The sequence below is a fragment of the Yeosuana sp. genome (genome assembly GCF_057126245.1).
This window is the reverse complement of the sequence record NZ_DBNGMQ010000085.1, coordinates 1-3,496: the sequence shown is the minus strand read 5'-3', so window position 1 is coordinate 3,496 and position 3,496 is coordinate 1. Positions and strand designations below refer to the sequence as shown.

At 33.8% G+C, this 3,496-nt stretch carries 2 protein-coding genes; both read left to right on the top strand.

The features are described from left to right. Positions 1 to 794: response regulator transcription factor (locus AC15TD_RS11760; RefSeq protein WP_484452345.1), on the top strand; the 794-nt coding region annotated here is incomplete at its 5' end. 481 nt (positions 795 to 1,275) lie between these two features. Further along, positions 1,276 to 3,496, top strand: a 2,221-nt coding sequence (locus AC15TD_RS11755) for a SusC/RagA family TonB-linked outer membrane protein (RefSeq protein WP_484452344.1), incomplete at its 3' end; no start/stop codon positions are given.

The following is a 3,496-nucleotide window of genomic DNA, read 5'->3' as shown; positions in this document are numbered from 1 at the left end:
ATATCAATGCAAAGGATTACTCTATTTTAATTGTAGATGATAATATTGATATTTTAGATTATTTAAATGATATATTATCAGATGATTATAAAGTTTTAAAGGCCGAAAATGGAGATATTGGCTATGAGATTGCATCGTCTGAAATTCCTGATTTAATCATAAGTGATGTCATGATGCCCGGTAAAGACGGCATAACCTTGTGTAAAGAATTAAAATCTCAAATAACAACATCTCATATCCCAATTATTTTATTAACGGCGAGAACATCAACCGTATTCGAAATTGAAGGATTAAAAACAGGAGCTAATGATTATATAACCAAGCCTTTTAACGTAAATGTTATCCGGGCAAGAATCACTAGTTTATTAGAAAACAGAGAGAAATTAAGATCCCATTTATTAAACAGAGTTCGTTTTGAACCTACAACAGTTGAAATACAGTCTGATTCTGATACAGAAGATGCCTTCATAGACAAAGCAATTCTTCTTGTTGATACTAATTTAGATAATGTGGAATTTGGAATTGAAAATATGGTAGAAGCGTTACATATGAGTCAATCTACATTATACAGAAAAATTAAGTCGTTAACCGGACTTTCATTAACTGCTTTTATAAGATCTATTCGGTTAAAAAAAGCTGCTCATTTAATTCTTTCTTCAGATTTAAACCTAAATCAAATAGCTTATGAAGTTGGGTTTAATGACTACAAATATTTCAAAACATCCTTTAAAAAACAGTTCAATTGTCTGCCGTCTAAATACAAAGAGAAAAAGGTTAATACATCTTTGGAATAATAAAATTCTTTTCTTCCTAGCTGTAATAATATCTGTTAAAAACATAAAGTTTGTATTGTAGTCTTGTTTTAACTTTCAGGGTTATAGGCCATGTTTAATTTTTTTTGTCAAAGTCAGATTCGAAGTAATTTCCAATTTAATTCAAAAGTTTTTAACCTTTTCAGTAAAAATCTCATGTACTGCGTTTTTTTTATTGTTTTTAGGCATTTGCATTATATAACCTCCTAATTGAATCATTTAGCCCACGCTTTTTTAATGCGTTCGTTTAAATTTGAATTGTCGTTACGGTACTGTTGATTACATATTTCAATATAGCGACAAACAAACAACTAACAACGAACTATTTAAAACTCACAATTTATGATGAATTTCTTCACTTCGCCTTTTTGGCTTAAAAATTATAACAAGATAATTATTACCAACGTCTAAAATTGAGCTAAAAAATATTCAAGCAATAAATTTTATACAAAATTTAAACTCTATGAGAATAAAACAAACACGAATTTATTTATTCCTGACATTAATGATTTTATTTGGAATAAACCATGACTTGTTGGCGCAAACCTTACAAGTTACAGGAACGGTAATAGACGAACAAGGGATTCCGCTTCCTGGTGTTACCATAGTCGAAAAAGGCACTAACAGAGGTGCTACAACAGATTTTGATGGGTTATATCAAATAAGTGCTTCCCCCAATAGTATTTTAATCTTTAGTTATGTCGGGTTTGAGACTAAAGAGGTGAATATTAATAATCAAAATACTATAGATATTACATTAAAAACAAGCGCCACAGATTTAGACGAAATTACTGTAGTAGCGTATGGGTCGCAAAAAAAGATTGCTATAACTGGTGCCATAAGTACGATAGATTCAGAAAGTCTTGTCAGGGCGCCAACAGCTAATGTGGCGAATTCACTTGCTGGGAAGGTAACGGGATTAGCTACTGTTCAATTTTCTGGTCAACCCGGTGCAGATGATCCTAATATCTATTTACGTGGTATAGCATCATTGTCAGAAGGGCGATCAGAACCATTAACGATTGTTGATGGTGTAGAACGATCGTTTACATCGCTGGACCCCAATGAAATTGAGAGTATCTCTATACTTAAAGATGCCTCAGCTACGGCAGTTTATGGTGTGCGTGGTGCTAATGGGGTTATTTTGGTTACGACAAAAAGAGGTAAAATTGGTAAGCCAAAAATATCATCAAGCTTTTCTACAGGGCTTCAGCAACCAACAAGATTGCTTGACTTTGCAGATAGCTATACGTATGCTCAAAGATATAACGAAGCACAATTAAATGATGATCCGAGCCTCGACCCAAGTAACCTTCAATTTTCGCCGGAAGTTCTTGAGGCCTTTAGAACGGGTTCAAACCCCATTCTTTTTCCAAATACAGATTGGATGGATTATCTTTTAAAACCTACTGCAAAGCAGTCGCAAGGAAACGTTAATATTTCGGGAGGTACAGAAAAAGTTAAATATTTTGTATCTCTGGGTATCTTGAATCAGGATGGATTATTTAAAACTTTTGATTCACAATACGATTATAACTTTTCTTACCAACGCTACAATTACCGCTCTAATTTAGATATTAAAATTACAAACACAACTAAATTAGGGGTAACTATAGGTGGGCGTGTAGGTGTGACTAACCGTCCCAATACTCGTAATAATTTTAATGAGTTATTCAGAGATATTTATTGGTCGGTTCCTTTTTCGGGTCCAGGTATAATTGATGGAAGATACATAACAAGTGGTCAAGATTATATTCCAGGTCAAAAAAAAGATGGTTTAGAGCCATTTTACGGACAAGGTTTTTCAAATATTTTAAACAACAGGCTTAATTTTGATATCGATTTAGAGCAAGAGCTTAATTTTATAAAAGGATTAAAATTTAGAACTAAACTTGCTTACAATACAGATTATAGACACACAAAATCACGTAATGCCAACGTTGCTAGCTACACCCCTGTATACCTCAGGGATGTAGACCCGAATGCAGACCCTGATAGTGACGAAATTGTTTATCAAAGAAATGGTTCTGATGGAAACTTGTCCTATGGAGAGTCTTACGGAACAAGCAGAAACTGGTATTTAGAGGGAGGCTTGAGTTATAAAAATAAATTTGATAATCACAATGTAGGAGGCTTAGTTCTTTATAACCAACAAAAAGTCTATTATCCATCTCAATTTACCGATATACCACGGGGTCTAGTGGGGCTGGTTGGGCGTATAAACTATGATTTTAAAAGCACGTATTTATTAGATCTTAGTGTTGGATATAATGGCTCAGAGAATTTCGCAAAAGATAAGCGCTTTGGCGTTTTTCCAGCGGTATCGGTAGGATGGATTCTAACTAATGAATCCTTTATGGAAAATCAATCATTCTTAGATTTCATGAAAATACGTGGGTCTTATGGGCTGGTTGGAAATGACAAGATTGGAGGAGATCGTTTTCTTTATCTGCCAAATAGTTTTAATCCAGCAGATGGAGGCTATAGTTTTGGAACCGATAATCCTACTAACCAGCAAGCAGCAAGTGAAGGACAAATTGGAAACCCAAATGTTACCTGGGAAACAGCCGAAAAACAAAATTATGGTATCGATTTAAAATTCCTTGAAAGTAAATTAAGTATAACTGCTGATTACTTTATAGAAAATCGTTCCGATATTCTAACGTTTAGGGGAACTGTACCAG